This is a genomic window from Bhargavaea cecembensis DSE10 (assembly GCF_000348905.1).
In the GTDB taxonomy this organism is placed as follows: Bacteria; Bacillota; Bacilli; order Bacillales_A; family Planococcaceae; genus Bhargavaea; species Bhargavaea cecembensis.
Genome location: NZ_AOFT01000006.1, coordinates 126,213 through 152,105, shown reverse-complemented (window position 1 = coordinate 152,105; position 25,893 = coordinate 126,213). Strand labels below are relative to the sequence as shown.

General features: G+C 46.3%; 22 protein-coding genes and 1 riboswitch. Of the genes, 1 reads left to right on the top strand and 21 read right to left on the bottom strand.

What is annotated here, in order from left to right; genetic code table 11:
• Nucleotides 1-24: 24 nt before the first annotated feature.
• The 5 genes from C772_RS07450 to C772_RS07430 all read right to left on the bottom strand — a co-directional run bounded on the left by C772_RS07450 (nt 25) and on the right by C772_RS07430 (nt 5,426).
• Nucleotides 25-1,335: a TRAP transporter large permease gene (locus C772_RS07450; protein WP_008298757.1), complete on the bottom strand. Its 1,311-nt coding sequence runs from the start codon at nt 1,333-1,335 to the stop codon at nt 25-27.
• Nucleotides 1,325-1,801 carry a TRAP transporter small permease gene (locus tag C772_RS07445; RefSeq protein WP_008298756.1) on the bottom strand — a complete coding sequence of 159 codons (477 nt, stop codon included), beginning with the start codon at nt 1,799-1,801 and terminating at the stop codon, nt 1,325-1,327. Before C772_RS07445 ends, C772_RS07450 begins: the two co-directional genes overlap by 11 nt.
• A 36-nt stretch (nt 1,802-1,837) precedes the next feature.
• A complete protein-coding gene (gene dctP / locus C772_RS07440; protein ID WP_008298755.1) occupies nt 1,838-2,896 on the bottom strand; it encodes a TRAP transporter substrate-binding protein DctP in 1,059 nt (352 codons plus the stop codon).
• A gap of 13 nt (nt 2,897-2,909) precedes the next feature.
• A complete protein-coding gene (locus C772_RS07435) occupies nt 2,910-3,689 on the bottom strand; it encodes an enoyl-CoA hydratase/isomerase family protein (RefSeq protein WP_008298754.1) in 780 nt (259 codons plus the stop codon).
• 180 nt (nt 3,690-3,869) lie between these two features.
• A complete protein-coding gene (locus C772_RS07430) occupies nt 3,870-5,426 on the bottom strand; it encodes a long-chain-fatty-acid--CoA ligase (RefSeq protein ID WP_008298753.1) in 1,557 nt (518 codons plus the stop codon).
• 147 nt (nt 5,427-5,573) lie between these two features.
• On the opposite strand from C772_RS07430, the gene C772_RS07425 reads away from it, so the two are divergent.
• Entirely contained in the window at nt 5,574-6,467 is an 894-nt protein-coding gene (locus tag C772_RS07425) for a LysR family transcriptional regulator (protein ID WP_008298751.1), read from the top strand.
• Nucleotides 6,468-6,514: 47 nt separating this feature from the next.
• Nucleotides 6,515-6,621: riboswitch (SAM riboswitch) on the bottom strand.
• A gap of 417 nt (nt 6,622-7,038) precedes the next feature.
• On the opposite strand, the gene C772_RS07420 is transcribed toward C772_RS07425, so the two are convergent.
• The 16 genes from C772_RS07420 to C772_RS07345 form a co-directional block, all read right to left on the bottom strand.
• Nucleotides 7,039-7,482 carry a DUF4209 domain-containing protein gene (locus C772_RS07420; protein ID WP_152419727.1) on the bottom strand — a complete coding sequence of 148 codons (444 nt, stop codon included), beginning with the start codon at nt 7,480-7,482 and terminating at the stop codon, nt 7,039-7,041.
• Nucleotides 7,483-7,514: 32 nt separating this feature from the next.
• Nucleotides 7,515-8,618 carry a hypothetical protein gene (locus C772_RS07415; RefSeq protein WP_008298749.1) on the bottom strand — a complete coding sequence of 368 codons (1,104 nt, stop codon included), beginning with the start codon at nt 8,616-8,618 and terminating at the stop codon, nt 7,515-7,517.
• A gap of 218 nt (nt 8,619-8,836) precedes the next feature.
• Nucleotides 8,837-9,016 (bottom strand): hypothetical protein, encoded by a 180-nt coding sequence (locus C772_RS07410; RefSeq protein WP_008298747.1) that lies wholly within the window; start codon nt 9,014-9,016, stop codon nt 8,837-8,839.
• Nucleotides 9,017-10,525: a sodium:solute symporter family transporter gene (locus C772_RS07405; protein WP_008298746.1), complete on the bottom strand. Its 1,509-nt coding sequence runs from the start codon at nt 10,523-10,525 to the stop codon at nt 9,017-9,019. It lies immediately after the preceding gene.
• Nucleotides 10,526-10,540: 15 nt separating this feature from the next.
• On the bottom strand, nt 10,541-11,632 hold the full coding sequence (locus C772_RS07400; RefSeq protein ID WP_008298745.1) for a DmpA family aminopeptidase: 1,092 nt from the start codon (nt 11,630-11,632) through the stop codon (nt 10,541-10,543).
• A 322-nt stretch (nt 11,633-11,954) separates the two neighbouring features.
• The gene (aspA, locus tag C772_RS07395; RefSeq protein WP_008298744.1) at nt 11,955-13,352 is read right to left on the bottom strand and encodes an aspartate ammonia-lyase; all 1,398 of its coding nucleotides are present in this window, start codon (nt 13,350-13,352) and stop codon (nt 11,955-11,957) included.
• A complete protein-coding gene (locus C772_RS07390; protein ID WP_008298743.1) occupies nt 13,349-14,557 on the bottom strand; it encodes an NAD(P)-dependent malic enzyme in 1,209 nt (402 codons plus the stop codon). The genes aspA and C772_RS07390 overlap by 4 nt, the downstream gene beginning before the upstream one ends.
• 19 nt (nt 14,558-14,576) lie before the next feature.
• Nucleotides 14,577-16,034, bottom strand: coding sequence for an allantoinase AllB (gene allB / locus C772_RS07385; protein WP_235046386.1), 1,458 nt, complete (start codon nt 16,032-16,034; stop codon nt 14,577-14,579).
• On the bottom strand, nt 16,003-16,944 hold the full coding sequence (locus tag C772_RS07380) for a dihydroorotate dehydrogenase (protein WP_008298741.1): 942 nt from the start codon (nt 16,942-16,944) through the stop codon (nt 16,003-16,005). Before C772_RS07380 ends, allB begins: the two co-directional genes overlap by 32 nt.
• A complete protein-coding gene (locus tag C772_RS07375) occupies nt 16,941-17,726 on the bottom strand; it encodes a dihydroorotate dehydrogenase electron transfer subunit (RefSeq protein WP_008298739.1) in 786 nt (261 codons plus the stop codon). Before C772_RS07375 ends, C772_RS07380 begins: the two co-directional genes overlap by 4 nt.
• A 30-nt stretch (nt 17,727-17,756) precedes the next feature.
• Nucleotides 17,757-19,013, bottom strand: coding sequence for a Zn-dependent hydrolase (locus C772_RS07370; RefSeq protein ID WP_008298737.1), 1,257 nt, complete (start codon nt 19,011-19,013; stop codon nt 17,757-17,759).
• Between the two features lie 186 nt (nt 19,014-19,199).
• Nucleotides 19,200-20,501 (bottom strand): CapA family protein, encoded by a 1,302-nt coding sequence (locus C772_RS07365; RefSeq protein WP_008298735.1) that lies wholly within the window; start codon nt 20,499-20,501, stop codon nt 19,200-19,202.
• 15 nt (nt 20,502-20,516) lie between these two features.
• Complete coding sequence (locus C772_RS07360) at nt 20,517-21,791, bottom strand: TRAP transporter large permease (protein ID WP_008298734.1); 1,275 nt, start codon at nt 21,789-21,791, stop codon at nt 20,517-20,519.
• 4 nt (nt 21,792-21,795) lie between these two features.
• On the bottom strand, nt 21,796-22,281 hold the full coding sequence (locus tag C772_RS07355) for a TRAP transporter small permease (protein ID WP_035001749.1): 486 nt from the start codon (nt 22,279-22,281) through the stop codon (nt 21,796-21,798).
• Between the two features lie 96 nt (nt 22,282-22,377).
• On the bottom strand, nt 22,378-23,436 hold the full coding sequence (locus C772_RS07350) for a TRAP transporter substrate-binding protein (RefSeq protein ID WP_035001747.1): 1,059 nt from the start codon (nt 23,434-23,436) through the stop codon (nt 22,378-22,380).
• A 147-nt stretch (nt 23,437-23,583) separates the two neighbouring features.
• Nucleotides 23,584-25,170, bottom strand: coding sequence for a PucR family transcriptional regulator (locus C772_RS07345; protein ID WP_008298731.1), 1,587 nt, complete (start codon nt 25,168-25,170; stop codon nt 23,584-23,586).
• Nucleotides 25,171-25,893 lie beyond the last annotated feature (723 nt).

Here is a 25,893-nt window from a genome sequence, read left to right as displayed (position 1 = left end):
TCTCTCCAGGTAGCTCCACTCCCCTTACCCTGCCATCTGCTGAGGCAGATACAAGGCGATTTCAGGGAAGATATAGATTAAGATAATGAGCGTCAAGATCGGGATCATGAACAGGAATGCTCCCTTAAAGATATCCGTGAGTTCGAGTTCTTTGGTGACGCCTTTCAGGACGAAGACGTTCATGCCGATCGGTGGTGAGATGAGGGCCATTTCGACGACCAATACGATGATGACGCCGAACCATACCAAATCAAATTCCAGCGCCGCCAAGACTGGCATGAGGATCGGGATGGTGACAACCATCATGGCGAGGGAGTCCATGAGTGCGCCCAGGATGATGAAGAGCAGGACGATCAGGGCAAAGATCATGGCGTCGGACAGGTTCGCGGACAGCAGGGCGTCTGCGAGCATGTTCGGGAACCTTGTCAGCACCAATACATAGTTCAGGATAAAGGCGCCGATGATGATGGCGAAGATGAAGCCGGTGGTTTGCAGGGTGCCGACCATGGCTTCTTTAAGTTTCTCCAAAGTCAGTGTGCGTTTAATGACACCTATCAGCATGGCACCGAGTGCGCCGACGCCGGCGGCTTCCGTTGCGGTGAACCAGCCGAGGTAGATGCCGCCCATGACGACTACAAACAGCAAAGCGACCAACAGGTTACTCGGCAGCGAGGCGAACCGCTGTTTCCACGTGGATTTCTCCATTTCCTCGGTCTGTGCAAGCTTCGGGTTGATCAGAACAGCCGCCCAGATGGTGATCATGAAGAACAGCGTGAGCAGGATCCCAGGAATGATACCCGCGGTAAACAACGCGCCGACGGATTGTTCGGTGATCATCGCGTACACGATGAACGTGGTGCTTGGCGGGATCAGGATCCCAAGCGCGCCGCCCGCGACGATTGTGCCGCCGGTCAGGCTCTTGCTGTAGCCGCCTTTCCTCATTTCATCGGTCGCGATGACGCCCATCGTTCCGGTCGTCGCGACACTGGAGCCTGCGGCAGTTGCGAACAGCGCGGAGGCGCCGATTGTGGAGATGCCGAGGCCGCCTTTCAGGTGGCCGAACCAGTGCTTGCACGTTTCAAACAGGCTGTTCGTGACGCCGGAGGCAAACAGCAATTGCCCCATTAAAACGAACAGCGGGATGGTGCTGAGTGTGTAGCTGAAGCTCTGGCTCCAGACGATGCTATTGACGGCGGCCAGGAGCGTGTCGATTCCCCGGAGATAAATGATGCCGAGTGCTGCCGGGACGACCATGGCAATCGCAATCGGGATCCGGAGGAACATGAGGAAGAGGACCCCAAGGATGACGATGAGACCAACGATTTCAGTGGGCACCGCTCTTCTCCCCTTTCAGATCCTGCACCAGCTTGAGCAGTGCCTCGAGCCCCCAGGTAAGGAAGCCGAAGATGACGAACAGCTTGAACGGGACGTATGAGATTCCGAGCAGGTCGGATGTTTGGGTTTTCAGGTGGGACAGGAATGCCCAGCAGACGAGCAGGCAGAACGCCAGCGTGAGCAGGTGAGCGATAAAATCCATCACGCGCTGGATGCTGGGCGAGAACTTGTCCACAAAAAGCCCGATCGAGATATGGGTGTTGGTGGCTTCGCTGAGGGACAGCGAGCCCATGATCAGGACGACCATCACGAACTGGACGAGTTCGATGTCCCCGATGATCGGGTTGCCCGTCGTCCGCGCGACGGCGAAGACGAACACGGCCGGGAACATCAGACCTAGTGCGATCAGGCCGATCCATTTGTTGATGTTCGTCAGGAGACGGACCGGTTTCTGCAGGAGCTCCATGCTTTCCCCCTCTTTCTGTTTCTATCTTTCACGAAATTAATCGACCGGGCTGTCGATGCCTTGCTCTTCGAGCGTTTCGGTGAAGAAGTCCATCATTTCCTGGGCATTGTCATAGCCTTTCTTCTCGGCGTTTTTCACCCAGTCTTCCCAGATCTGGCCTGCAGGGGCGCGGAATTCCGCGAGTGTTTCGCCCTCCGGCACGATCACACGGCCGCCTTTGTCCGCCACTTCTTTTTCGAATTGGACCAGGGCGTCGGCAGTGCCTTCGGAGTACATTTTCGAGTTGAGTTCGCTAAGCTTCGGTCCGAAATCTTCCTCGAACTGCTTTTGGAGGTCGTCCGGCAGCTTGTCGAATGCCCGCTCGTTCATGAGGAACAGGAGCGTTGTGGCACCGATATCGACTTTTGTCAGGTAAGGCGCCGCTTCGAACAGGCGGAAGCCGTTCGCACCGATCGCGGTGTACGTTGTCTGGTCGACGGTGCCGCGATCGAGCGCCTGGTAGTTTTCCTCGATGCCGAGGGTCACGGGCACGCCGCCCCATAGCTCAACAAGTTGGACGCGCTCTTTTCCGGAGACGATGACTTTCTTGTTTTTCACATCTTCCACGGTCTCAACCGGCTCCGTCGTAATGAGCTGGTAGGCATCCGTCGCGGAGATGGCAAGCGGGATGCTATCTTCAAATTCGTCCTGCATGAATTCATCGATAAACGGCTGAAGGACTTTCGGGCTGTCCATCGGGTCGAGAATCGCAAACGGCAAGTCGCCGAGCGTCAGCGGATAGGCCGGTGTGCTTGTCGAAGCACTCGGGCTCACGTAGCCGATGTCGTACAGGCCGCCTTCGATGTCTTCGTATGCTGTTGCAAGGTTGCCGAGCGCGCCGCTGTTATAGATCTCGATCTTCACGCGGCCGTCCGTCTGTTCTTCCACGTATTCCGCCCACGGGGCGACGACATCTGTATGGAATTTGTGCGTCGCCGCCGGCTGGATATTAAATGAATACACATATTCCGCCTTGCCGCTCCCGCTTGCCGAAGCACATCCGGAGAGGACGGCAAGCAGTGCGAGGAGCGTGATGCCGAGGAGGCTCTTTTTCATCTTCCGTTCCCCCTTATTTCTTCGCTTTTTCGAATCCGGCCATCTGGTCGGCGGTGCCGCCGGCCGTCATGACGGCTTCCTGGAGTTCCGCGTCGTAATACAGGAGCGGATCGATCGCCGGAACGGCGGCATTGACGATTTTCTTGGAGATGCGGAGCGGAGCGAACGACTTCGCCGTGAGCTTGCCGACGAGTTCATCGGTCGCCGCTTCCAGCTCTTCGCGTGGAACGACCTTGTTCACAAGGCCCATCTTGTCCGCTTCTTCTGCGGTAAACGTCTCGCCGAGCATGATGAGTTCTTTTGCCTTCAACGGACCTACCAGGTTCACGAGCCTTGGCGTGCCGCCTCCCGAGAAGAACAGCCCGCGTTCGATTTCCGGCAGGCCGCCGTCCGCTTCCTCCGCCATGATGCGGAAGTCGCACACCATCGCGAGCGCCATGCCGGCGCCACGCATCGGGCCGTTGATCGCGGCAACGGTGATCTGGTCGAGTGTGTCGAACTTGTGCAGGAACTCATGGCGCTGCAGCTGGTCTTCGCGGATCCAGGTGGTGTCGGTTGGGTTGTCTTTCAGGATGCCGCTCATTTCTTTCATGTCCGCGCCGGCCGAGAACACGCGGCCGTTTCCGGTGAAGACGATGACCCGGTAGTCGTGATTCTGCCGGACGCGTGTGATGACGTCGTCGAGTTCTTGGTTCATCTGCGCGTTCATGGCGTTGGCTTTTTCCGGACGGTTCAGGTTCACCCGCAGCACGGGCTTTTCGTCGTTGACTTGGATGGTTTCGTAGTTGAACATTTGGTCTCCCCCTTTTCTCTGATTAAGCGCTGTTATATAGAGCTTGTTGATTTCCGTTTCAGGCCCTCGCTTTCCGCGGGCCGGCGCCGAGCCCTGCGGCTACGCCATGCAGGTCTCGCCTGTCCGGCTATTCCCGCAGGAGTCTCGGGCCTTCCACTGCAATCAACCTCACAGTCAAACTCAGATCTGCCTCTCTTTAACTTTCCAGAACGGTTCACGCAGTGCTTTTTTGTCGATTTTGCCGTAGTTCGTGAGCGGGAATTCGTCGACAATGTGGAAGGCTTTCGGCACTTTATATTTGGACATGTTGTCTTTGGAGAAGCGGACGAGTTCTTCGTCGGTGATGTGGTCCTTCAGGATGACGAATGCATGGACCGCTTCGCCCCAGTCTTCGTCCGGTACGCCGATGACGGCGACCTGGCGGATGGACGGGTGCAGCTGGAGGGCGTTTTCGACTTCCGACGAGTAGACGTTCATGCCGCCGCTGATGATCATGTCTTTTTTGCGGTCAAGCAGATAGATGTAGCCTTCCTCGTCCTTCGAGCCGACGTCGCCTGTATGGAGCCAGCCGTCTTCCGTGAGCGCTTCCCGAGTTTTTTCCGGCTTGTTCAGGTAGCCGGTCATGTTCGTAACCGCCTTGACTAGGATCTCGCCCGGCTCTCCTGCCGGCACTTCATTCCCCTCGTCATCGACGATCTTCACCGCACTGAAGTACGCGGGCTTGCCGCAGCTCCGGAGCAGTTTGCCGCCCTTCAGGTGGTCATCTTTTCTCAGCCAAGTCGCAGCGCTCTGCGTTTCGCTCAGCCCGTAGATCTGGGTGAAGACGGGACCGAACCGCTCCAGTCCCTGCTTGAGCCGCTCCGCGGTAATCGGGGCGGTGCCGTACTGAATCGTGCGGATCGAGCTGACGTCGATGTCCTTGCCCTCCAGGTAATCCAACAGGCGGTAGATGATCGTCGGCACCAGGCTCAGGAACGTGATCCTGTTCTCTTCGATATGGTGGACAACCTTCTCTAGATCGAACTTTTCTTCAATAAAGACCTGCGCCCCCATGATCAGCCCGGAATACGTATACAGCCAGGCCGCGTGCGGGAGCGGTGTCGTGACCAGGATCTTCTCGTCGTGATGCACGTCCGCATCGATGATGATCGATGACAGCGTGAGCAGCGTCCGTTCGCGTGTATAGATGACGCCCTTCGGCTCTCCCGTCGTCCCGCCCGTGTACTGGATCGTCGTCATGTCGTCCGGATCGTTGCCCGCTTCAGGGAATTCCGCGGACTCGCTGTTCTTGAACGCATGCCAGTCCACATACTCTTCCGGCTGGTCTGCCGGGCCGTTCAGGACGACAATCTGGCGCACCGTCGTGAGCTTGTCCTTCACATTCTCGATGATCGGCAGGTACTGGTGGTCCACGACCATGATCTCCGCACTCGAGTCATTCAGGATGTACTCGATGTCCGTTTCCCGCAGCATCGTGTTGAGCGCGACCTTCGTCCCGCCGGAAAAATAGACGGCAAGCTCAGTGACTACGTATTCAATGCTGTTCGGGATAAGCATTCCGATGCGCGTATTCCGGCGGATGCCCGCGCGGATGAACGCATTCGCCAGTCGGCTGGATTCCGCAAGTAGTTCCTCATAATTGATCGACTTTCCGTCCGCATGAAGGGCGATTCTTTTTCCGTGTGTGGTAAATCGGTTTCTAAGGAATGTATTAAAATCATTTGCAGGAGCAAACATTGTCCTTCCTCCCTATATAAATATTCCGACATTAAATCTTTTGAATTACACTACCATTAAGACTTCAGTCGGGCTAATATGTATTGAAGATGAAATAATACGCACCGGCTATCAATCAGCCATTAACTGCCACCGGAGGAAAACGCCATGGAACTGAGACATCTGAGGTACTTTATCGCCGTCGCCGAACACCTGCACTTCGGCCGCGCCGCCAAGGAACTGAATATGAGCCAGCCGCCGCTTTCCCAACAGATTGCCCAGCTGGAAGAAGAAATCGGTGCGCAGCTTTTCTACCGGACGAACCGCTCCGTCAGGCTCACCCCCGCAGGCGAACATCTCTTCCGCGAGGCCAAGGCCATCATGGGCAATCTTGAGCGGGCGACCAACCAGGCCCGGAAGATTTATAACGGTGAAGCGGGCAAGCTCGCCGTTGGCTATACAGGGATGCTGAGCAGTGGCATTATCCGGATCCTCCGCTCGTTCAAGGACCGGCATCCGGACGTCGAGCTTATCCTTCACCGGATGTCGAGCGCCATGCAGAACGAAGCATTGGCCGAACGCCGAATCGACATCGGATTCCTTTGCCCGCCGATCGACGGGGACGCGCTCGGATTCTTCCACCTGTACGATTATCCGTTCGTCGTCGCCCTGCCGTCCTCCCATCCGCTCGCCGGCGACCCCTCTCCGATAAGGCTGTCCGAACTGAAAGGCGAACCGTTCATCTTGCCGCCAAGGGGTGAAGAATCCGGCTACTTCGACCAGATCATCGCCCTCTGCAACCGGGCCGGCATCAGCCCCGACATCCGCCAGGAAGCGGAAGGCGTCACGACCATCCTCTCCCTCGTCGCCGCCGACATCGGCATTTCCATCGTGTCGACCGCCGCTGCCGAGACCCAAAGAGATGAGATAGTCTACAGGGAAATTGAAAGTGCAGATGACGCCATCAGCCTGTATCTGGCGTGGAACCGGCAGGATGCCTCTCCCCTCGCAGAACGATTCGCCCAAGCGGCGAAAGCTTTTATCCAAGACCCGGACAAATAAAAAACGCACTCATAAGAAGAGTGCGTGGCGATGATATCGGCGGACTCTTCTCATCTTCTGGGATCACTCCCACAGGAATTAGCACCGATACAAGCTTTCGCCTGCCGGTTGCCGGGCATCGTCGGGCCAGTCCCTCCGCCGCTCTGGATAAGAAGTATATAATATTTTAAGTTGTTAGTTAGTCAAACTATTTAGTAGTTTAACACCTTAAAGTAGATGGGTCAATGAGGTCCAGACTGGATAAAATTCTTTATCCTTAAGTCCCAGCCTGCCCTCCTACCTTTAGAACCATCTCACTTCCTATTTTTGTTCAGATTAGATTTTTTAAGCTAATACTTAACGCTATCGAATGCTTACAGTGAATACAGCAGTCCCTAACAATATATGAATAGTAATTAATCCTCCCACTCTTCCTTGGCGTCCATAAAGCTGTTCTCCAAAAATTCTTTGAAGTGATCTGCTCGCTTTTCACAAATCCTGCGGCTCGGTCCCAAGCAACTAACGGACATTTGGCATTGACAGTCGAATTATCATCCAAACAATTATGTTAAGTATTCTATTTCTTATCCTTCTACTCATTCTGATGAGAAGAATTTACAAGAAACCTTAAAATCATTAATACATAAAACAATGTAGTCGAAGTTCCAACATTAATTTCTGCATCATTTATAAGCCCATGAGCAAGTCTATTTCTTAGATTTAACCCTGCCTTTTCATTAAGAATAAATCTAAGTATAAAAATTATGTCTTCATCCAAATACTCTTCTAATGTTTTTAGAATTCGTGTTAACTTAACATTTTCATATGCATCCTCTTTACTTTCTTCATAAATAGATCGATCACATAAGAACAATAAATTTCTAAGAGCATTTTCAATGACAGGTATAGATAGATAGCACATAGAGATATGATCCTCTTTTACAAAGGCATTTGTTATTCTCGAAAATATTTGTTGTTGGCCTTTGTATAAGAGATCGTCATATAATATTTCATCCCATCTCTTACTATCTTTCATTTCATGTTTCGCGGCAAAATCCGCAAGTGAAATTAACAAAAATTGCAATTTGCATTGCCATTGGAGGTTATAGTTTTGATATAGGACATTCTCTCTTCTTTACTTTTTAGCCTTTCTGCTTCTTTTCTGTTATTTCTAAAGAAATTGTATGTAATATTCATCAAATGTTTTTGATGATCTTCGTTATATAACAAATTTAAGAGAGTCTGATGCGTATCACGACTAATTTCCGTTCCTCTTTCGATTTTGGCTAGATTCTTAACTATCTCCTTGCCATGCTTTTGATAATTAATTAATGCCATTTCTTTTCTTTCCTTGAAATCGTACTTATGATATAACTTTATGAGTTGTTCATAGCGGTACTGGGTACGAAAAGGCATTTCATCCCCCAATTCAGCGCTCTTTTCTAAAATGTCAAGGTACTCCAACTGCTTCTTTGGGTCATCCCTATAATATTCAAGTAACTTAGTCACTCCATGCATTAATGGATGAAACTCTCTTAGGTCTAGCCGATTAACTCTTCTATCTATTAGTTGTATCACTTCTCTTTTTTGTTCATCTGACAAAGTAACAGAAGTATTTTTTATTAAATTTTCATATGAGAAGCCCCATAATCCTATTTTTCCATCCTCTTCAATTGTGGCCTCAACATCAATCATTATTTGAATTAAACTATCCTTCTTAGCGCTATTTATTTGCTTGGTTAAACACCAAGGTCTAAATAAATATGTTGTAAGGTTATACAACAGATGTTTATCATCCTCAATTCTTAATAGTCTCGACTTCGCTAATTCTATATAGTCTGAAATTGCTAACTCACACTTATCTTTAACATTGCCCACCCTAATTGATTGTGCCGATCCCTCTTTTCTGTACACCCACAGAATATCGTTATAGCGAGAACGCAACACAGAATTAGTAGTTGATAGAGCCCTTTCTTCAATATAACCAAGCCATTCTCCATAGTTTTCAACGGACTGTAGAATTGGTTTTCTTAGTTCACAACCGTCTGTACTAATTTGATGTTTTAAGGCAAACATTTCGTAATTATAATTAGCATGATTTTGAAATTCATGAGCCCTTACTAAACGAAGATTAGTGATGTTCGTTTCCAAATACTCAATAAATTCATCCATTATATCACCCGCTATCCATAAATTATATGGTCATTTTCCCTCTATTAAACCTTACAACGAATGTTTAGGTTTCTAAGGTAATGGGACATTGTGGTTTTTAAAGGAGTTGTCTCCTTTTATTGTGTTACTATATTAATTCTTTATCAAGAAAAAACTCTCCCCAAAGTTCGGGAAGAGGGTCATATATTTAGCTCATTAAATATAATTTTGCCAAATCCCTATATCGTAGATTCCTCCGACCCAATTGCTTTCGCCTTACTCAATTCAGCTTCCATGTCATCTGCTTTTTTGCCCATTTGCAACATCTCTCTAATCAGGACTACAGCAATGAACAGCATTCCGGCACCACCCCAGATAAAGACGAAGTAGTAAAAGAACGAGAATGTTTCTAATGACATTTAAGCTCCTCCTTTTCCTAGGTCATGGGACGGTTCATAGTTACTGAGCACATTGTAATCGAAGCGCTCTTTCGTAAAGGGAATCGACACAAGCAGCACGATAAACGGCAGTATGAGGGAAAACATATTTCCGACGAACCAATTCAGTTCATCATCGGAGATTAGGGCGAATGCTGCAAGACCGGAACCCAAACCGATGATAATTGATGCAAATGCGACCTTGCTGTTGATTTTATCCAGCCAGAGACCGAGAATCAGAGCTGCAGCAGGAGCTGCGAAAAGAATACCACTGAAGATATCGATCATGAGAAGAGAAACTCCATCCAGGAATGTAGCAGCAAAGCCGATCACTGCTCCCGCGACGAGAATAATCATTCGGCCAAACTTTGTCTGCTGTTCCTCCGTTGCATCACGACGGATGTAACGCTTATATAGATCGAGTGTAAACATTGCCTGAAGCCCGGCCAATCCGTTTCCGCCTGTTGTAATTCCCGTCATTAAGATCAGGATGACGAATGCAACTGCCCCGAAATCACCGAGAACCAGTTGGAAGATGTACGGTGCTGCTCCACTATCAACCGGAACGTCGCCCGAAGTAAGGCCAAGGGCATGGAACCCCCCACCGACAACATTGCCGAAAATGATGGGAATCGGCATCCACGCAACCACTGTACCAATCAGGTATGCCCAAAACAGGCTCTTGGTACTTTTAGCTGAAGCAGCAGTTGAGTAGTAGCTCTGGCTCAGCAATACTTGCCCCATTGCAATCACGACCGCAGACAGTCCGTACCGGAGTCCAGCTGTACTGAAGAAGTTTAGTGCATCAGCATTATGTTCAGGGTGTGACGCATCGGTAGCAATGATATTTAACGATTCAAAGATGTGTGCGACTCCGAGCTCTTTCACGATAAATGGAACAGTAACAAAAACAACTAGCATAATGACGAAGAACTGGAACACTGAGTTATAGATGGAACCCCGAAGTCCTGCGATGGCAATAAAACTGGCGAAGAGCATCGAGGCGAGGAATGCCGTGATCTTAAAGTTGAGTCCGAATGTGTATTCAAATGCATATGCAATCCCGACCGCCTGCATCACACAAACATAGAGAACCAAACAGATACCAAAAACCAGGAATGTATTGGCTAGCCTAGCACCAAATCGCTCTCTAATAAACTCTATGAACGTTGTGGACTTAGGCATGATTTTACGGATCCGTAGCGCGATTGGGATGAACAATAGGAACGGAAGCGCTGCACCCCATGCATAATTGAATCCTCCGCTTACGCCGTACCAAATTCCAGCTTCCCCCGCACCCATAAGGGAACCAGCCCAAACCCAAGCAACAAATACACTTGCTGCAATGAAACCAAACGGAATTCCGCGCCCTGCCGTCAGCAATTCATCGACTCGGTTCAGTTTGTTATTCTTATTGATTAAAGCTGAAATGCCAATCAGAATAACTGCAAAAACAAGTAGAATTAAATATCCTGTTAATTGCCCCGTCATCGAAGATCCCCCTTATTAGATCCGCTTATATTCTCTTAGGACACCAACCAAGTCATTATGATTAATTGCTTTAACAACTTTTCCTTCCGGTTTCAATGTCGTCATATCTTCTGCAGATACCATCGCATTGATAATGGCTTCATCCACTGCATGTACTGTCTGCTCATAAATCGGATCAAAGCATTCATCATTGATACATTCCATGTTCAGACGAGTTTTCTCTTTATGAGGGATTTCCATCTCATTCGCTGTAGAAAAAGCCAGGAAGATATCACCGGAATCATTTCCCCCAGGAGTACCGGAACGACCGATCCCTATTGCGGCCCGTTTAGCCATCCGCTTTAGCTGATGAGGCAGCATTGGGATATCCGTACCGATTACAACAATGATTGAACCCATTTCCTTCCCGTTAATAGTGTCTTCCGTAAGATGCTTGCCTACCGGGACACCTGCAACAGTCAACCAATCCCTCTTGCCGTGATTAGCCTGTACGAGGACACCGACATGATAAGTCTCTCCATCAACCTCAAGTTTGCGCGAAGAAGTCCCTGTGCCCCCCTTGAATTCATAACAAATCATGCCTGTACCGCCGCCGACATTACCCTGTTTAATTTTCCCGGTATTCGCAGTATTCAAGGCCTCGAAGACATGCTCCTCTCTTACATGTAGGCCATTGATATCGTTGAGGATACCGTCATACGTTTCTGCTACTACCGGCATAATCCATAAATGTTCATTGTGATACTGGTTCTGATACTTGTTAATCATCCACTTCGTTACCGAATGATGAACGGTTCCGACTGCGTGAGTATTAGAGATACAGATCGGGCTTAAGAAGTATCCTGCGTCATGAATCCAATGGGTTCCCGTCATTTCCCCATTTCCGTTTAGTGCGTACATACCAGCCCACACAGGTTGAAGGGTTTTATTATCGCCCCTAGGAAGGATTGCGGTCACTCCTGTCCGAATAGGACCCTTGCCGACTTCAAGTGCCCCTTCCCCTTCAATAATGGTCGAATACCCTACTTGGACCCCCGGCACATCCGTTATTGCATTGTACTCTCCTGGTTCCCCCTCAAACGGGATGCCCAACTCTCTTGCATCCACTTACTTCTCCCCCTTAAGATTGTAAATAAAAGCGCTTACAAAAAGTCAAAACAGTTCGTTAATTCACCATATTATAAACTTTAATAGCCGAAAAGTCCCTATACGTTGTGTAAATCGTCCAATCCTTCAAATAGACATAGTGTCTCTCATACTAGATTAAATCGGCATTCCCTCTTGGTAAAATGGTGTCGCACTCGGACAAATATTTAATCTAAGGTGAACAGCGGATAAACCTTATGCCTTGCGCATTAAGACAAAGCCCCCAGGTTAGGTTTGGGAGCTTTAAAATGTTTTTAAATTTTTCATTGGCGTAAGGACAACCTCAACTCTTAGCTCCGGTCATCTGAAACGGATCCAGAACCTGTTCCAAAACGACTGCATCCAAGATATTTCGGTCCAGACAGATTTCTCTGATTGGCTTGCCGGTTACTAAAGCTTCTCTCGCAATCTCAGCAGATTGCTCATATCCGATATGAGGATTAATGGCCGTAATCAAACCGATGCTCTGATTCACATTTTCCCTCATCCTGTCTTCGTTTGGTGTAATCCCCTCGATACAGTAATTTTTGAACACATGGAACCCGTTTTTCATAATTGACAGCGACTGCAGCAGGTTGAACACCAGGACTGGCTCCATGACATTTAACTCCATTTGCCCTGCTTCGGATGCTAGTGTGATGGTATGATCATTGCCAATCACCTGAAAGGCGATCTGGTTCATCACTTCTGGGATGACCGGATTTACCTTTCCGGGCATGATGGATGATCCAGGCTGTCTCGGTGGAAGATTAAGTTCATTCAAACCAGCTCTAGGACCGGAAGCCATCAGTCTTAGGTCATTGGAGATTTTCGAGATATTGACCATGCAGATTTTGAGGGCTGCTGAAACTTCTGTGTAACCATCCGTATTCTGAGTGCCATCCACTAAATGGTCCACAGTTTCAAGTGGGTAACCACTGATTTCAGCTAAGTGCTTTATTGACAACCTTACATAGTCCGGATCTGCATTCAACCCGGTCCCAACCGCAGTCGCACCTAGATTAACAAATAGTAGCGGTTCACGCGTCCGGCGAATACGATTCAGGTCACGGCGAAGAACGTTGGCATAAGCGCCGAACTCTTGCCCCAATCGGATTGGCACAGCGTCCTGAAGGTGTGTACGCCCGATCTTAATAACGTCATCAAACTCCATTGCTTTTGACGAAAAAGCTCCAACTAATCCCTCCAACTCTTCAATTACACCATCCAACAAACGCAGGACAGCAAGGTGGATGGCCGTGGGAAATACATCGTTGGTTGACTGGGACATGTTGATATGTGTGTTCGGACTTATTATTGAATATCTCCCCTTCTGATGACCTAGTAGTTCGAGTGCCCGATTGGCAATCACTTCATTGGCATTCATGTTAATGGAGGTGCCTGCACCTCCCTGAATTGGATCTACAATAAACTGACTTGTTAACTGTCCCTCGATGACTTCATCGGAAGCGATGCAGATAGCCGCTGCGATTCCATTTTCCAAACGACCTGTTTTCCTGTTGGCCAGTGCCGAAGCCTTTTTAATCATCCCTAATGCACGGATTAGTTCCGGATGAATTGAATAACCTGTAATCGGAAAGTTCTCCACCGCTCGCAATGTTTGAATTCCATAATATGAGCGATCATCAATTTCGATGGATCCGAGAAAATCCCTTTCTATACGTACCTGTTTATCCGTCATCGCAGAATCATCTTTTCTTCATTAGAACGATTCTTTTTTGCCGCTCCCGATTGATAAGCGGCCTCACTTACACGCTTAGCCACTTGTTTAACGACTCTTTCATCAAACGGATTGGGGATTATATAGTCTGGGCGCAGTTCCTTATCACTGATCAGGCCAGCGATTGCTGTCGCCGCTGCTTTTTTCATTTCTTCATTGATCTTGCTCGCACGTGCTAATAAAGCCCCCCTAAACACACCAGGAAACGCCAATACATTATTAATTTGATTTGGATAGTCTGAGCGGCCCGTCCCGATGATTCGTACACCGGCGGCCTTCGCTTCTTCCGGCATAATCTCCGGCACTGGATTGGCCATGGCGAATACAATGGGATCTTCATTCATTCCGGCGACCATTTCTGAAGTTAATGCACCGCCGGAAGAAACTCCTATGAACACATCCGCGCCTTTAAGAACGTCTATGAGATCACCCTTGGCCAGTTCAGGATTCGTGAAACGGGCGACTTCTTCCTTAACCGAGTTCATGCGTTCTGGCCTTCCTTCATAGATGGCACCAGCCGTATCGCACATAATGACGTTTCTGACCCCGAATTCATTCAGCAACTTCACTATTGCAATCCCCGCTGAACCCGCTCCATTTATGACTACTCTCATTTCACTTATATTTCGGTTAACCAGGCGCCCGGCATTAATAAGAGCAGCCACTACAACGATTGCAGTGCCGTGCTGATCGTCATGAAAAACAGGAATATCCAACGCTTGCTTTAGCGACTCTTCAATATAGAAACACTCCGGTGCAGCAATGTCTTCCAGGTTGATTCCCCCAAATGACGGCGCAATGGCTTTGACGGTCTGGATAAAAACCTCAGGATTCGCGGCATCCAGAATCAACGGTACGGAGTTGATATCAGCAAATCGTTTGAACAGCGCCGACTTGCCCTCCATGACAGGCAGGGAAGCCTCCGGACCAATGTTGCCAAGCCCCAGTACAGCTGTGCCGTTACTTATGACAGCCACCAGATTTCCTTTGGATGTATACCGATAGACGTCTTCTTTCCGCGCTGCAATTTCGATGCACGGACCCGCAACACCAGGGGAATACGCTAGACTCAAGTCATTCATATTATTGATTTCCGGCTTGACTGTGACAGAGAGTTTTCCCTGCCACTGCTCATGGAGATCGATTGCTTCCTGATATTGGCTCATTCTATTCCTCCTGTACAATTTAATCTCGCGCCGGTGTGACCAATTCACCGGATGGGCCACCGACAATATCTCCGTCCTTCATGACAGTCTGTCCATTCACGATTGTCATCACTGGCATTCCTTTAATCTGAATCCCGTCATAGGCAGAGACCTTACTCTTGCTGTGCAGATCATCCAAACGAATGGTGTGCTCTTTTTCAAGATCGACAACTGTCAAATCAGCGTCTGCTCCCACCTGAATGCAACCTTTTTGAGGATAGATCCCATATAACTTCGCCGGATTGGATGAAAGTAAGGCAACGATATCGTGAAGAGTCAATCGTCCTTCGCTAACTTCATTGAGCATCATTGGAACGAGCGTTTCCACGCCGCACATGCCTGCGGGAGCACTCCACAAATCCCTTTGTTTTTCTTCGAGTGTATGGGGCGCATGATCCGAACAAACTAGACTAAACACCCCCTCCTCAATTCCTTTCCACAGACGATCCTGATCTTCCTGATGGCGGACGAGAGGGTAAACTTTCATCATTGAGCCTTTTTCTTCAAAATCTTTATCGGTAAGAAACAAATAATGCGGACAAGTTTCTGCTGTAATCGGATAGCCTGATTCCTGCGCGAGCTTGATAATATCCACGCTCTCCCCAGAGCTGACATGGAGAATGTGGAGTCTAGCGCCGGTTTCTTTTGCAAGCCCGATTCCAGTCTGAATCGTTAATTGTTCTGCGAGAGCGGGCCTGGCACGGAGAGCATCCGCATACCCCGTCCCTCCTTCTTCCTTCACCTTCTTCGTCATATGATTAATGAGTTCACTATTCTCTGCATGGATAGCAATCAGTTTTCCGGTTTTCGCCACTTCATTGAACATTTCATATACTTCACCATCATCCGCTGGCGGGATCACATTTTCCATGCCTTCCTCGTAGTTATAGACCAGCTGATAGTTGGCACGGTCGACAGCATAGCCCCAGAAATATTTGAATCCAATTACACCTGCTTCGTCGAGCTCTGAGATATTTCCCAAGTTCAGGTCACCAAGGCAGATTCCCCAAACTCCGAAATTCACATGCGCCTTTGATTTGAAATTTTCTACTTGCTTGATGAAATTTTCTCGGTTGCTGATCGGCGGGTTTGTATTTGGCATTTCAAAAATTGTAGTTATTCCCCCCGCGGCAGCGGCTTGTGTAGAATGAAAGAAATCTTCCTTGTGAGTCGCTCCTCCATCTCTAGAATGAACATGGGTGTCGATTAATCCCGGCAGAACATATCTGCCTTTTAGATCAACTGTTTCCTTTACGTTGCCTTCCAATTGCGTCTCGGATACAGCTTCGATTTTACCGTCTTTAACATAAATATTTCCTTTGAATGTATGGTCTTCATCCACAATAACTCCATTTATAAACGCCTGATCCCACATATTCATCATCATCCCTTCGGTTTCTTTTTTGTCATACACAGAGATTGGGAGTACCGTCTGCATGAAAACGCCCAATAAGTTCGTTAATATCATCAATCTCTTTATCAATCATGTAAGCTTCGATTCCTTCAATGATCTCTATCATGCTGTTGGGATTAATAAACGACGCAGTCCCAACTTGTACTGCGGTTGCTCCAGCAACCATCATTTCAATAGCATCTTCGGGATTCATCACACCGCCACAACCGATAATCGGGATATCCACAGATTGATATACTTGATAGATCATTCGCACAATCATTGGTTTTACTGCAGGACCAGAAATACCTCCCATTATGTTTCCTATTTTCGGCTTCATTGTATGGATATCAATGGCCATGGCAAGGAATGTATTAGCAACTGTGAGTGCATCAGCTCCTGCATTTTCACAGGCAATTGCAATTTCCTGAATACTTCTTACATTAGGTGTAAGTTTGGCAATTAGCGGAACATCGGTGACTTGTTTCGCCCTCTTAATCAAATCATAGGAGATATCTGGATCCATCCCGAATGCTTTCCCATCATGCTCCAGGTTAGGGCATGAAATGTTCAATTCAATTGCATCCACGTCTGGATGATTACCAATGATTTGACACATCTCAACAAATTCTTCAACTGTGTCTCCAGAAATACTAGAGATCAGTGGAACTGGATACTGGGCGTATTCTGGAATAGCTTCTTTAATGTAATAATCAATCCCCTTACTTTGAATGCCGATTGAGTTAATCATTCCGCTGGTAACTTCACAAACACGGGGAGTAGGGTTGCCCCCTCTCGGGTATTTCGTGATGCTTTTCGGCACAAGCGCTCCAAGCCGGTTGAAGTCCATAGCTTGATTCATTTCGACGCCGAATGCACCAGAGGCTGGCATGATCGGATTCGCAAGGGCCAGGTTGCCGATTTTCACTTCCAGATTTCGGCTTCTCATGTTCATGCCATCACCACCTTAGATAAGTCAAATACGGGTCCTTCTGTACAGATTCGAACAGATTTAATTGCGTCTCCCTCACGGATATCACAGACGCAGGCAAAACATGCCCCCATTGCACAGGCCATATGTTCTTCAAGTGCTACTTGTGCTGGGAATCCATTGTTTATAGAGACCTTTTGCATCAGTCGTGATAGCCGTTTTGAACCGCACGTAAATCCTGCATCAATCTTTCGTTTGTCCAGTATGTCCATAATTAGTTCTTCGACTTGGGTCACATCACTATTGCCGTCTTCTTCAGTAACCTTTAGAACATCCACTCCGAGGCCTTGTAATGTGTCCGCCGCCAGCAAGTCATTGCGACTTCTTGCACTTAAAATTGCGATACACTGTTTTCCTTGTGCAACGGCCTCTTGTGCCAAAGCGGCAAGTGTAGCAATACCAACTCCTCGAGCTAATAGAAGCACGGTTTCCCATTGTTCATCCAATGTAAATCCGATTCCAAACGGACCGAGAAGGTCGATGGATTCACCAACCTTCATATTGGTCATTTCCCTCGTTCCAGCTCCCTGCACAAGGTATAGGAATTCAATCGTTTCTTCCTCCCGATTGATTCGATAGATACTGAAAGGACGTCTTAGGAATGGAAGTGCCCGATTACCACAAAGAATGTTAAAGAATTGTCCTGGTCGAATCTGTTCGGTCAATCCTTGTGCGGATACGACCATATGCCAATAACGCACGCTCACTTGTCGGTGTTCCAGGATGGATAATTTATTGGACTGCATGATTAATCTCTCTCCCTAATGAAAATTTTGTCATTGGCTTTGATGTTCTGGAAGGAAGCTTTCCACTGTATGTTTCAAAACATATTGCATGAGAAGATCGGCGGCTTCATAGATGTGCTCTATCAGCGTAAATTCTTTTGGAGTATGACTGAGGCCATCTTTCGAAGGGACAAACAGCATTCCAGTTGGACAAATAGCAGTCATATTCATAGCATCATGTCCCGCTCCGCTAGCCATTTTCTTAAAGGATATACCCTTGGATCGACAAGATTCTGTTAAATCAGCAATCACGCCATCGTCTAACTTCACAGGCAATTCCTCAGACAACTGGAGAATGCTTGCACGCAATCCCCGGCGCCTCTCCACTTCTTTTACTTTGGACAGCACTCTTTCTTTTACACGCTCTCTTGATTCAAGATCGGTGCTCCTGATGTCAATATCCAATCTTGCTTCACCAGGAACAACATTCATAGCACCAGGGGAAACTTCTATTACCCCGACTGTCCCGACTGTTTCATAATCACTTTCCTTAACCGACGCGTCCTCAACTGCTAAAGCAATTTCAGCTGCACCAAGAAATGCATCATTGCGGTATGCCATCGGCGTGGTACCTGAATGGGAAGCTTGACCATGCAGTGTAATACGGTATCTAAGCGGGGCTGCAATCGCTGTAACAATACCGATTTCACATCCTTCGTTTTCCAAAACTGGACCTTGTTCAATATGGATTTCTATAAAAGAATGCAGATCCTCAGTTGCTCGACGTGCATCTAAGAGTTCTTCTACATTAAGTCCAACTTCACTCAGTGCTTCCTCAGTCGACACCCCATTGCGATCTGTTAGTTTTCTAAATACATCTACACTTAATTTACCTGCTATTGCCTTGCTTCCTACAGTGGACATCCCGAATCTTGATGATTCTTCGCAAGCAAACACGATAACTTCAATCGGCCGTTCGGGTTTAATATCTGATTCTTTCAAACTTCTAACGATTTCCAACGCAGCCACCACACCAGCCACTCCATCGTAGCGGCCTGCGTCATAAACTGAATCAACATGGGAGCCAATCGCAAGAGCCGGCAATTTCGGATTCTTGCCTTCCATACGGGCAATCAGGTTACCCGCGGGATCGTAACGGGTGAGCATACCAATCTGGGAAAAACACCTTTCCAGATATCGCACCGCTTCTCTTTCGGCTTTAGAGTATGCCAAACGGTCAATTCCATCATTACGGCTTGAAAACCCTGACAACTTGTCAACTTCATTTTGTAAACGCTTTATATCCATCGTCTTCACTCCTCACGCTCGGATAACTGGATATACTTATATTATTATAGAAAAGTCAGAATCTTAACGTACGATTGGACAAATCTGAGCACTAATTCTTGTCGATTCAAACAATCGCAAGATCCATGATAAAAAGAAACAGTATCCTTGCCCTGTCAAAGGTTCGGATACTGTCTTCATCTAAATTTATGTTGGGATTTGAACGATTGCCTTTCCGTCCACAATCTCCATCTTTGTTCCAAAAGGTTCGGATAAATCACGGAGCCTCAAAAGTGGAGAAGACTCATTCGTCAATTTCGGCCAACCCTTCCTGTATCTTGGTAGGTTAAATCCGAGTTCAATCGGATGTAAGACCAGTTGGGTAAGTTGACCCTCACTCATCGTCCATTCTGCCACCACTGACTCCCACACGAGCGGGTTTGTCCCCAGGCCAATGGTTCCGTTACGGCTTCGGTGGTCCAAAGCATCCGCCACATTATGTTCATATGACAATCCGTATTTCTCATAGAAATCGGCGGGAAGTTGCTGAACGGTATCATTTTGAAAAATGAAGTTACCGAGGCTATAAAATATTGGCTTACCCTCATAGATTTCGATTCCACGCAATATATGGGGACCATGCCCTATTACTGCATCCGCACCTTCATCTATAAAACGGTGTGCAGCTTCCCGGACAAAATTGGCGGGTACTTCTTTTCTATCTCCTTCCATTTCATGAGTATGCAAGCTTACCAGAACATAATCGGCTTGACGCTTTGCTTCGTGAATAGACTTAACCATCCTTGATATATCTTCTTTGTGGATTGTGCGTGAAGAAGCTTCTACGTTCCCTTTTTCAAACACATAAGATCCAAAGTGCACACGATTATTCTCATCCTCTGGAAGAAAACCTTCTTTGATATCGAGATTCCGTTGATGATTGAGACCAACTCGATCTGCAGTTTCCTTTAGAAGCTCCAGCCTCTCAGGTGCCACCTTGTATGTAGATTGCACCCGCATGCCATTGACACCTGGGCGGCCCGGACTATCCTTTCGCTGATGACCAGCCATCCAACTTTCATGAAAAGTAGTTGTTGCTCCAATCAACGCAATCCTCGAATGATCCGCCTCAACATATTTTGGTGCTGATGCCGCATGAAGATTCTCCCCCACGCCTGCGTAGACGATATCTGCTTCCTTCAAGGCTTGTTCCGTGGCATAGAGGCCTTCGTACAAATAATCAAGTACGTGGTTAGTTGCTGTGTTCATGCAGTTAAAGCCATATTTCTTTAAGTCATCAATGACCCGTTTATCCGCACGGGCCCATGTTCCTCCCGAAAAAGCGGAGGGCGGGGCATCAGGCCCCGGCGTGATAACTTCCAAGTTAGTAAATCTTATATCCCCATTCCGGATCAGTGCAGAAAGCTGATCAAACGCTTCAGATGCCGGCTGAGGCAGACGCCTTGTAATAAAGCTATCTCCAGTGGCAATAAACACAGTCTCCTCCAAGCTATCAACTCCTTATTAATCCAGTAAATGAACAAGGAATAAAGAAAGTTCCGGAATATACGTGATTAACATTAAACCAGCTAGATTGAAAATTAGAAACTTTACGATTCCGGGCATCATTTCAGCCATTCCGATTTTAGTGATGGTTTGACTAACAAAAATATTCATTCCAAACGGAGGCGTGTACATTCCGATAGCAAGGTTCGCAATTACAATCACGCCAAGGTGAACCGGATCTATACCGAGCGCCATTGCAGCTGGATAGACAAGCGGGGCCGTAACAATAATCGCTGCCACGCCTTCCATGAACATCCCCATAACAAGCAGAATTACATTTAGTAGTAACAGGAACACCCATGGAGAACTTATATTCTCAGTAATGAACTGTACTACCATTTGCGGAAGACGTTCACGGGTCAGAATCCAACCTAGTACTTGGGCTGCGGCAACCAAAACCAAAACTTGCGCAGAAGTCACTGCCGAATCGATTGTGATTTGGAAAAGCTTTTTAAAATTCAATTCACGATAAATGACCATTCCAACAAAGAGTGCATAAATTGCGGATACACCCGCTGCCTCAGTAGGACTGAAAATCCCACTATAGATTCCTCCCAAAATAATCACAGGAATCATCAGTGCCCACCAAGCCCTCAGAAATGATTGCCCTAATTCTTTACCTGATGCTCTCTTATCTCTCGGCAAGTTGTTGCGTATCGCATAAATATAGATATAAACAATGGAAGTGAGCCCTATCACCAAGCCTGCCCCGATTCCTGCAATAAACAAATTACCTACTGAAACGCCTGTCACAGATCCAAATATAATCAATGTAATACTAGGCGGAATAATTAAGGACACAGCGCCAGCCGATGCAAGCAAGCTACCTGAAAAGCTTTTGCTGTAACCCCCCCGGAGCATTTCTGGATACATAATTTTCCCAATCGCTATAACTGTAGCCGGACTTGACCCGGATAATGCCCCGAAAAACATACTGGCCACCTGAGCAGTCAGGGCTATACCACCTGCAAGGTGGCCAACCAAAGCTCTCGAAAATCGAAGGATACGATCTGAGAGACCTCCACCATCCATCAGATTTGCCGCTAGAATGAAGAATGGAAGTGCCATTAGCGCAAACTGATCAATACCACCAAACAGTCGCTGAATAAGAACTACAGGCTGTGTATCACTAAATAGCAAAACTGCCAAAAACCCACCTAGGCCCAAAGAGATGAAAATCGGTACACTTGTGAACAAAAACAGCAAGATAAATACCAATAAAGCAATCAGCATCGGATCAGACCACCTCTCCTCTATCCGGAGTATCATGACCCTTGAACAATTGGAAGGTGTCAATTATTAGATGAAGTATTGATAATGCGGCTCCGACTGGGATTGCCAGGTATATCCAGAACATGTTTATTTTTAGAGATGGCGTAATTTGACCAGTGTTTACACTAAAAATAACTAGATCAATTCCGAATTTCACGAGAAGCACCATAAAAAGAATAGACAATATATTTATATATATTTGTAGCATCCTGCGCCCCTTGGCCTTTAAACTATTCATTAATAAGTCTACCCCAACATGGATTCCTTTACGGAAACAGATACTTGAACCTATAAAAGCAATCCAGATCATTGCATATCGTATAAATTCCTCTGCCCATGTTGTATTTGCATCAAAAAAATATCTTAGAACAATATTTACGAATAACAGAAGTGTAGCTACTGCTAATGCAACACCGACAAAAATGTCTTCCGTTTTCCTTAATACATGCATATTATTCTCCCCCTTCCATTTTGCGAAGACGTATAGTAAAAGGACCAAGCACTGGCACGCTATCACGTCCTGCTTGGTCCTTCCACATTTGGACGATCAACTTGTAACTTCTTTAATCTTTTCCTTTACTTTTTTCAAAAGTTCAAGTTGCTCCGGAGTATTATATGCCTCTTCATGGAATGGTTCAGATGCTTCACGGAACGTCTCAATTTCTTCTTCTGTTAGTTGATGGAACTCCACACCCGAATCGATAATTTTCTCACGATAGTCGTCTTCGGTTGTTTTTAAATTCTCCCTTGCTGCATTACGACCTTCCTCTTCAGCTTCAAGGATTAACTCTTGAGCGTCACCATCTAAGCCATTAAACCAGCCTTGGTTTGCCATCAGAAGGTAAGTCATCGTACCGTGATACGTCTCGATGATATTGTTTTGAACCTCATGGTAGTTATTTAGGAACACAGTCTGAAGTGGATTTTCCTGGCCATCTACAATTCCCTGTTGAAGTGAGTTATAGACCTCAGCATAAGGGACAGGGATAGCATTTGCTCCCCACATCTTGTATTGATCAATCAATAGTGGTGATTCCATAACGCGCATGGTCAATCCATCTAAGTCTTCAGGTTTATGAATGGCTGTGTCTTTTGTCGTCATCAGCTTATAGCCACCAGGCCAAAATCCAAGACCTTTAAAGCCACCACTCTCTAGCGTTGAAAGAATTTCACTGCCTACCTCACTATCCAAGACTTCATACATTTTGTCGGCTTCTGCAGGCCACAGATATGGCAAGTCGACAATTTTAACATCGTCCACGAACGGAGAGACGACAGCAGTCGGCTGCATCGTTATATCAATCTCTCCAAGTTGCGTTGATTCCACTTGCTCTCGCAAGCTTCCCAACTGGGAAGCCGGATACACTTCAACTTGAATTGCACCCTCTGATTTATCCTCTACAACTTCCTTAAACTTTTGAGCCCCTACATGTTCGGGACTTTCTGTTGGCTGATTATGACTTAGCGTAATCGTCATTTCAGGATAGCTTCCATCTGTTTCATTGGTTGCATCATCAGACCCTGACGAGGCACCAGAACCATTACAAGCCCCAAGCAACACGGAAGATACCAAGAACAGCGAAGCAAACATAGATGACTTTTTCATCTTAATAGAACCCACCCTCTCTTTTGGAAATAGTTTGAAAGCCCTTTCATAATGCTTAAATTAATATTACAAAAATTTAGAGAACATTAGTATGTCCTATGCACCAATATATTGTTTTTTTCATTGTCCTAAAAGACAAATACTAAACTATACTTTAATCAGTTCCGCAATTTTCAATCCGATAAATAGATTCATCTTCCCTTCTGTTTTTCTTAATGAGTAGCCACTTAACTCTTCAATTTTCCTAAGACGGTATTTAAGGGTATTGACATGGATAAATAGCGCATTCGCAGTCTCCTTTAAACTCTCATCATGCAAAAAATAGGTACGTAACGTTTCAAAAAATTCGTCCCGCTTAGCTTCTTGCAGCAGACCTTGAAAAGTCTCAAAATAGAAAGAGCGGAGCTCCTCTTCATTTCTAACTGAATATATTAAACGATAAATTCCCAAGTTATCGTAATAGATGATTCTCTTCTGCCGTTCTTCTGTTTCAGCAAAGTACAGTGCTTTTTCTGCTTGAAGGAAACTGTCCTGAATTCCAGCTACTCCTATTTCAGACTTTCCTGTTCCGAGTGCCAAACGAAAGTTTTGGCTGATCTGACCGCTAATACCGTTATAGTACTGATTAGCCATATGCCTAAGTTGTTGATCAGATGTATTAGGCAGAATGATACAAATTCCATTCCGTATTGCTCCGACAAGTGCCTGGGGATTCAATTGCTTTAGGTAATTTGTCAACCTATAGTTTTTCAGAACATGGTATTGCTTTTCTCCTGTCTCAGAGTCCAAGACACTAAAAAGGAGACAAGTATAACGTTGGTGATGCCCGATTCGATATTTGCCACCCCATTCGACAACCTGCTTTTCACGGATGGTTTCACTGAACAGCAATTCTCGCATAAAATCACTTTCATAGCGTTGTTCAATATCTAAATGTACTTTCTGTTTCAAAAATTCGAAAGAAAGCTTTGAAGCTGCTCGTTCAAGAATTGCTACATCATTAGCTAAATACTCAATGTAATGGTTCCAACTTGTAATATTTCCGAAATACTCTCCCTCAACAATGATAGGAGCAACAGCGCAAGAAACAAGTTTTTCATTTATCCTTCGCTCCAGTTTGAGAGGGCGTTTGACTATTGTGAGCTCTTTCTTTTGATGGTCAGATAGGTCCTCCAAGCCCTCTGGAATGTTAGAAGAATCTATAGTTGGCAATTCACTCTCAATAGAGACATCTGTCTTTAAAATAAAGGAGATTGTTTTTACGTATTGCCCAATTCCTTGATCTGTCAGTGATAATTCTTCCAGTAAACGAGTTGCACGGTCGAGGTCTTCTTGAAGGACGACCTTTTTATTGAATAATGCATGCATAGCCGGTGACATTAGATCCAGATAAGGCAGATGCTCGGGAATTTCAATAATCGGAAATTCTAACTCATTTCCTCGGGCGAGTAATACTTTTGGAATCTCTCCGATAAAATGCGCCGGTTTTATCCCAATGCCGGATGCCCCTGAAGCATTCAATCGTTCCAACAAGCGCAGCTGTGCTGTCAGATCATCTTTTACCGCATAAAGGGAAGTGAGCATAAACTCACCCCCCTTGGCCCATTTTGCTACTTCAGGTACTTCAAGTACGGTAATACTGTTCACTTGGCGTTTCAAACCTCTTTCACCCGCCACTAATTGGCACTCAGTAAATCCCCCTAACTTCAGCAAATCCCGCATGGTTAGTTCCATTGCTCAATTCTCCTTATCCCTTAAAAGAATTAAGCTGAAATTCTTTTTCGATTGTAGTGTAGTCTAAATCCAAAGTCTTACAATAGCGCTTAAGCTCACCAAAAAAATTGAAGTCTTCCGGAACGGGTTGATCACGGTTTTCAGAGTAAAACAGTAGAAGTTGATACAATTCGATGAATGCGTTTGTCTTATCCAATATTCTTCACAGCCTTTCTACTCTATTGACCCGTAATAGGTCCTTTGAATCTCTATATTCTATTATAGAAATCTCAGATAATAAAGAGTATTTCATATTTATTCGTTTCTTTCAAAGAAATGTGTATAAATTATTCTCTGTTCTATATCTTTTAATGACCGGTCAAAAAGCTAAATTCGAAAACCCTAAGCCCGGCAGGATCCTTACCGTTTTCATGCTAATTCACTAAAAATGCGGCCACATGGACTCTACGTAGACGTTAATCTCTACTTTTATCGCTTTAACATCAAGCCTGTCAAAGAGCTACAAAATAAAACATTGACAAAAGAAAGTTGGGAACACATTTACAGTACCTTCATTCATTACATAGGGGTTAGGATTTCTCGTTGTGCTTTGCTTAGTAGGCATATATTACCCTCCATTTGAGTAACTTTTCTTCGTAACCACTAATCCAATAGGGTAACCATTCCGAAATTTCCTGTTCCTACTCCCTCAACACCAGCGGATCTCTCACTGACTCTTGAACA